Here is a 5,859-nt window from a genome sequence, read left to right as displayed (position 1 = left end):
GCCCCCGCCGACCGCCGACCGCCGAAGGAGCGCATTGCACCGCGACGAACCCGACTGGACCCCACCGCGCAGGGAGAAGGGCGAGCCGCAGCCGCCCGCCCAGATCCGCCGCATCCTGCGCCTCTTCCGCCCCTACCGGGGGCGGCTGGCCGTGGTCGGACTGCTGGTCGGCGCCTCCTCGCTGGTGTCGGTGGCCTCGCCGTTCCTGCTGCGCGAGATCCTCGACGTGGCCATCCCCGAGCAGCGCACCGGCCTGCTGTCCCTGCTGGCCCTCGGCATGATCGCCACGGCGGTGCTGACCAGTGTCTTCAACGTCCTCCAGACGCTGATCAGCACCACCGTCGGCCAGCACGTCATGCACGACCTGCGCACCGGGGTCTACGCCAAGCTCCAGCGGATGCCCCTGGCGTTCTTCACCCGCACCCGCACCGGCGAGGTCCAGTCCCGTATCGCCAACGACATCGGTGGGATGCAGGCCACGGTCACCTCCACCGCGACCTCCCTGGTCTCCAACCTCACCAGCGTGGTGGCGACGATCGTGGCGATGCTGGTGCTGGACTGGCGGCTCACCCTCGTCTCCCTGCTGCTGATGCCGCTGTTCGTCTGGATAAGCCGCAGGGTGGGCCGGGAGCGCAAGAAGATCGCCACCCGGCGGCAGAAGCAGATGGCGGCGATGTCGGCGATGGTGACCGAGTCGCTGTCGGTCAGCGGCATCCTGCTGGGCCGCACCATGGGCCGGGCCGACTCCCTCACCCGGTCCTTCTCCGAGGAGTCGGAGCGGCTGGCGGACCTGGAGATCCGCTCCAACATGGCCGGACGCTGGCGGATGTCGGTCATCGGCATCATCATGGCGGCCATCCCGGCGCTGTTGTACTGGGCGGCCGGACTGCTTCTCCACCTGGGCGGCCCGGCCTTCTCCATCGGCACCCTGGTCGCCTTCGTCACCCTCCAGCAGGGCCTGCTGCGCCCGACCGTCTCACTGCTGAGCACCGGCGTGCAGGTGCAGACCTCGCTCGCGCTCTTCCAGCGCATCTTCGAGTACCTGGACCTGCCGGTGGACATCACCGAGCCCGCCCGGCCCGTGAGGCTGGGGCGGGCGCGCGGCGAGGTCCGTTTCGAGAACGTCAGCTTCTCCTACGACCCGGACTCGGCCACCCCCACGCTCAGCGGCATCGACCTGACCGTCCCGGCGGGCAGCAGCCTCGCCGTCGTCGGCGCCACCGGATCCGGCAAGAGCACGCTGAGCTACCTGGTGCCCAGGCTGTACGACGTCACCGGGGGCCGGGTCACCATCGACGGCGTCGACGTGAGGGAGCTGGACTTCGACTCCCTGGCCCGGACGGTGGGCGTGGTGTCGCAGGAGACCTACCTCTTCCACGCCTCCGTCGCCGACAACCTCCGCTTCGCCCGCCCCGGCGCCACCGACGCCGAGATCGAGGCCGCGGCCCGCGCCGCTCAGATCCACGAGCACATCGCCTCGCTGCCCGAGGGGTACGACACCCTCGTCGGCGAGCGCGGATACCGCTTCTCCGGAGGCGAGAAGCAGCGTCTGGCCCTCGCCCGGACCATTCTGCGCGACCCGCCGGTCCTCATCCTCGACGAGGCCACCAGTGCCCTGGACACCCGCACCGAGCAGGCGGTCCAGCGGGCCGTCGACGCGCTGGCCGCGGGACGCACCACGCTGACGATCGCCCACCGCCTGTCGACCATCCGCGACGCCGACCAGATCGTCGTCCTCGACGGCGGCCGGATCGCCGAGCGCGGCACCCACGACGAGCTCATCGCGCGCGACGGACGCTACGCGGCCCTGCTGCGGCGCGACGCCGTCCTCCCCGGATCATCGGGGCCCGAACCGGCAGGGCCCGAGCCGGCGGGACCGGCAGGACCGGCCGGCTCGGGACCGGGAGCGGTCGAGGCCGCCCCAGCCTGAGCCGTCCTCAGCGCAGCACCAGCACGTACTCCTCCACCACCTCCCCGCGCGCCGCCGCGTATCCGGCCTCCTCGCCGCAGCGCACGAAGCCGCACTTGTCCAGGACCCGCAGCGAGCGGTGGTTGTCCCTGGCGGCGCGGGCGTACAGCGGCCGGTGCGGACGCTCTGCCAGAAGGGCGGCCAGCGCGCGCCCCGCGATGCCCCGGCCCCAGTGCTCGCGGGCGATCCAGTAGGTGACCTCGTGCTCGCCCGGCCCGTCGGGGCAGGGGTGGACCGCGGCGCTGCCGACGACCTCGCCGTCGGCGAGCACCGTCCGGCTCACGATCCCGGGATCGCCGAGGATCCGCTCCCAGCGGGCGTCGAAGGCGGCGCGGTCCGAGGGGTCGGCGACGGTGAAGGCCGCCATCCGGTTGGCCTCCGGATCGAGCTGGAAGCGGAAGAGGAAGGGCAGGTCGCCGGGCACGGTCTCGCGCAGTTCCACGGCGGGAGCGGTCACGACAGCTTCCCGGCGGCGTACAGCTCGTCGAAGACCAGCTGGTCCACCGGAGGCACCAGATCGCGGTCGGCGTACGACAGCAGGCGGATCTCCTCGATCTCGCCGGCGGCGGCGAGCGTGCCGCGGTAGTCGCCGGTGTAGCAGGCCATCCGCACCACCACCTGAGGGGTGGCCGCGTCCACCGGGGCCTCGTACGTGCCCACGTGGGCGATCGTGCCCGGCACGATCGCCACGGTCAGCTCCTCCTCGACCTCCCGCAGCAGGGTCTGCTCGTCGCTCTCCCCCGGGTGGCGTTTGCCGCCCGGGATGTAGAAGAGGTCCTTGCCGCGGGTGCGGGCACCCAGGATCACCCCGCCGCGCAGATGCACCCACGCCACCGTGTCGATGAGCCTCCGTACGGGGCCGGGCGCACCGGGTATGTAGCCGGCGGCGCCCGTCACAGGGTGGTCCTTCCGCCCGAGAGGTGGAGTCCCGAGGCACGCGGGGCGAACACGCCGAACTCGTTGCCCTCCGGATCGGCCAGGACGTCCCACTCGGTGTCCTCGTCATGCCGCCGCACCATGGTGGCGCCCAGTGCGAGGAGTTCGCCGGTGTCGCCCCACACGTCGAAGCGCACCCGGTTCCGGCCGGTCTTGGGATCCGGCACCGGATTGAACCAGACCACCGGCCCGGCGTCCTGCGGATGGTGGATGGCCACCGCCCACTCCGTCGGCGGGGGAGGCTGTCCCAGTGGCCTGCGGCGTTCGTAGCCCAGCGCGGCGCACCACCAGTCGGCGAGCGCCTGGTGGTCGGCGGCGTCCACGACCAGATCCTTGATACGTGCTGGCATGCCGACGAGCGTAGTCCGGCGCGGTGCCGGGACGGGGGACCATGGGGGCATGAGCGCTGAACGGATCCTCGTCTTCACCCGGACCACCGGCTACCGGCACGACTCCATCCCGCACGGGATCGAGGCCTTCCGCGAACTCGGCGGCGGTCTGGGCCTCACCGTCGAGGCCACCGAGGACCCCGGCGTCCTCGCCGCCGCCCTGGGCGGCTGCCGCGCGGTGGTCTTCCTCTCCACCAGCGGTGATGTGCTGACCTCCGGCAGCCGCGAGGCGCTGCGGGGGTACGCCGCCGCCGGCGGCGCCTTCGTCGGCGTGCACGCCGCGGCCACCACCGAGTACGACTGGCCCTGGTACGGCGAACTGCTGGGCGCCCGCTTCGAGAGGCACCCCGAACTCCAGCCGGGGGTGGCGGTGGTGGAGGACCGCGGGCATCCGGCCACCGCGCACCTGGACACCGCCTGGCCGTTCACCGACGAGTGGTACGACTTCCGGGCCAGCCCGCGCGGCCGGGTGAGGGTGCTGCTCTCCGCCGACGAGTCCACCTACGAGGGCGGTGGGATGGGGGAGGACCACCCGCTGGCGTGGTGCCACGAGAACACCGGAGGACGCTCGTTCTACACCGCTCTGGGCCACAGCCCCGAGGCCTACGCCGATCCCGCCTTCCGGCGCCATCTGCTCGGTGGCCTGGCGTGGGCGGCCGGCCTCCCCCTGCCCTGATGCCGCCCATGGCCTGATGCCGTTCCTGCCCTGGTGCCGTTCCGCCCCGGCAGCGGGCAGGATGGACCCATGGTCACGATCCGCCTGGTCCAGGGCGACATCACCGAGCAGTCCGCCGACGCGGTGGTCAACGCCGCCAACTCCTCCCTGCTGGGCGGCGGGGGCGTCGACGGGGCGATCCACCGCGCGGGAGGACCGGAGATCCTCGCCGAGTGCCGGGCCCTGCGCGCCTCCCGCTACGGCAGGGGCCTGCCGGTCGGACAGGCGGTGGCCACCACGGCCGGACGGCTGCCCGCACGCTGGGTGATCCACACCGTGGGGCCGGTCTTCAGCCGGGAGGAGGACCGCTCGGAACTGCTCGCCTCCTGCCACCGGGAGTCCCTCCGGATCGCCGACGAGATCGGGGCGCGGACGGTCGCTTTCCCGGCCGTCTCGACCGGTGTCTACGGCTGGCCGCCGGAGGACGCCGCGCGCATCGCCGTGGAGACGGTCCGGGCGGCGCGGACGTCGGTCGAGGAGGTCCGGTTCGTCCTCTTCGACGAGCGGGCGTACCGGGCGTTCGCCGAGCGGCTGGACTGAACGGCCGCGCCGAACGACCGCGCCGAACGGCCGGCCCGGCGCCCGGGCACCGGACCGGCCGCCTCCCGTCCCTCGGGGGTCTCAGCGGTAGAGCAGGTACGGGCGGCGCGCCCGCTCGAAGGCGCGCACCTCCTCCCGCCAGGCGGCCGTGATCTCCTCCACGTCCTTGCCCGCGTCGATCATCTCCCGCAGCCTGGGGGAGCCGGAGAGCTTGTCGATCCAGAACGGGCGCCTGGTGTCCCAGGAGTCCTGGCGCCAGGCGAAGTCCTCGTACCGCCGCGCCTCCACCAGCATCGCCACCGCCGTGGGGACCGGCTCGTAGCGGAGCGGATCGGTGACGTGGATCTGGACGCCCGCGCAGGTGGCGCCGGTGTGTTTGCCGAAGGTCGGCACGAAGTAGCCCTCGCGGAACCGCACCCCCGGCAGCCTCCGCGCGTTCAGCCGGTCGCTGTAGCGGTGGTCCAGGTACGGTGCGCCGACGAACTCGAACGGGCGGGTGGTGCCGCGTCCCTCCGAGAGGTTGGTGCCCTCGAAGTACCCGGTCCCGGCGTAGACCACGGCGGTGTCCGGGGTCGGCATGTTCGGGGAGGGCGGCACCCAGGGCAGGCCGCTGCCGTGCGCGGTGGAGTACGGGTCCCAGCCGCGTACCGGCACGACCTCCAGCTCCGCCTGCTTCCCGCCCCCGCCCTCCTTGGGCAGCAGCTCGCCGTTGAAGTAGCGGGCCAGCTCGCCCACCGTCATCCCGTGCTGCTGGATGATCACCTCGGCGCCGACGCCCGAGGTGAACTCCTCGGTCATCAGCGGGCCGTCGGCCCGCCGCCCGATCGGGTTGGGCCGGTCCAGCACCACGAAGCGGGCGCCGGTGGAGCGGGCGGCGACCATCGCGCTGTACATGGTCCAGATGTAGGTGTAGAAGCGGACGCCGACGTCCTGGATGTCGAAGACGATCGTGTCCGCCCCGGCCCTGGTGAACAGCTCGGCCAGCTTCGCCGCGTCCGCGCCGTACGCGTCGTACACCGTCAGGCCGGTGCGGGGGTCGGTGAACTCCGGCTCGGATCCGCCCGCCTGCGCACTGCCCCGGAAACCGTGCTCGGGGCCGAACACCCCGACGATCTCCAGCTCGCTGCGCGCGGCCATGGAGTCCACGATGTGCCCGGTATCGCGCAGTACACCGGTGGGATTGCTGATCACGCCGATTCGGCGGCCGCGCAGCATGGACCAGCCGCGGGCGGCCGCGACATCGGCGCCGGGGACGACGCCCCGGCCGCCGGAGCGGCTGCCGCCCGCGGCGGTGGCGGAGGCGGTGGCGG

Annotated in this window: 7 protein-coding genes; 3 read left to right on the top strand and 4 right to left on the bottom strand. The window is 73.0% G+C overall.

Going from position 1 to position 5,859, the window contains the following annotated elements; all coding sequences use genetic code 11:
- Positions 1-34 precede the first annotated feature (34 nt).
- Positions 35-1,930 carry an ABC transporter ATP-binding protein gene (locus tag L7D48_RS24535; RefSeq protein WP_237882584.1) on the top strand — a complete coding sequence of 632 codons (1,896 nt, stop codon included), beginning with the start codon at positions 35-37 and terminating at the stop codon, positions 1,928-1,930.
- A 7-nt stretch (positions 1,931-1,937) separates the two neighbouring features.
- Here L7D48_RS24535 and L7D48_RS24530 read toward each other — a convergent pair whose 3' ends face one another.
- From L7D48_RS24530 to L7D48_RS24520, 3 genes are read right to left on the bottom strand one after another with little or no spacing between them, the layout of a single operon-like run.
- Positions 1,938-2,426 (bottom strand): GNAT family N-acetyltransferase, encoded by a 489-nt coding sequence (locus L7D48_RS24530; RefSeq protein ID WP_237882582.1) that lies wholly within the window; start codon positions 2,424-2,426, stop codon positions 1,938-1,940.
- Positions 2,423-2,866 (bottom strand): NUDIX domain-containing protein, encoded by a 444-nt coding sequence (locus L7D48_RS24525; RefSeq protein ID WP_237882580.1) that lies wholly within the window; start codon positions 2,864-2,866, stop codon positions 2,423-2,425. The genes L7D48_RS24530 and L7D48_RS24525 overlap by 4 nt, the downstream gene beginning before the upstream one ends.
- Positions 2,863-3,255 carry a VOC family protein gene (locus tag L7D48_RS24520; RefSeq protein WP_237882578.1) on the bottom strand — a complete coding sequence of 131 codons (393 nt, stop codon included), beginning with the start codon at positions 3,253-3,255 and terminating at the stop codon, positions 2,863-2,865. Before L7D48_RS24520 ends, L7D48_RS24525 begins: the two co-directional genes overlap by 4 nt.
- Positions 3,256-3,304: 49 nt before the next feature.
- Here L7D48_RS24520 and L7D48_RS24515 point away from each other — a divergent pair, with 49 nt between their 5' ends.
- Complete coding sequence (locus tag L7D48_RS24515) at positions 3,305-3,970, top strand: ThuA domain-containing protein (RefSeq protein ID WP_237882576.1); 666 nt, start codon at positions 3,305-3,307, stop codon at positions 3,968-3,970.
- 69 nt (positions 3,971-4,039) lie between these two features.
- Positions 4,040-4,549, top strand: coding sequence for an O-acetyl-ADP-ribose deacetylase (locus L7D48_RS24510; protein ID WP_237882574.1), 510 nt, complete (start codon positions 4,040-4,042; stop codon positions 4,547-4,549).
- An 81-nt stretch (positions 4,550-4,630) separates the two neighbouring features.
- Here the strand turns inward: L7D48_RS24510 and L7D48_RS24505 are convergent.
- Positions 4,631-5,859, bottom strand: a 1,229-nt coding sequence (locus L7D48_RS24505; RefSeq protein WP_237882572.1) for an exo-beta-N-acetylmuramidase NamZ domain-containing protein, incomplete at its 5' end; no start/stop codon positions are given.

Origin of the sequence: Streptomyces sp. ICN903 (genome assembly GCF_022015835.1) — a bacterium.
In the GTDB taxonomy this organism is placed as follows: Bacteria; Actinomycetota; Actinomycetes; order Streptomycetales; family Streptomycetaceae; genus Streptomyces; species Streptomyces fenghuangensis.
The sequence above is the reverse complement of the archived record's forward strand: the minus strand, read 5'-3'. Positions and strand labels throughout refer to the sequence as shown.

Coding starts and splice junctions, on each gene's coding strand:
- L7D48_RS24510 (WP_237882574.1), top strand. CDS start 4,040: ATGGTCACGATCCGCCTGGTCCAGGGCGACATCACCGAGCAGTCCGCC.
- L7D48_RS24520 (WP_237882578.1), bottom strand. CDS start 3,255: ATGCCAGCACGTATCAAGGATCTGGTCGTGGACGCCGCCGACCACCAG.
- L7D48_RS24515 (WP_237882576.1), top strand. CDS start 3,305: ATGAGCGCTGAACGGATCCTCGTCTTCACCCGGACCACCGGCTACCGG.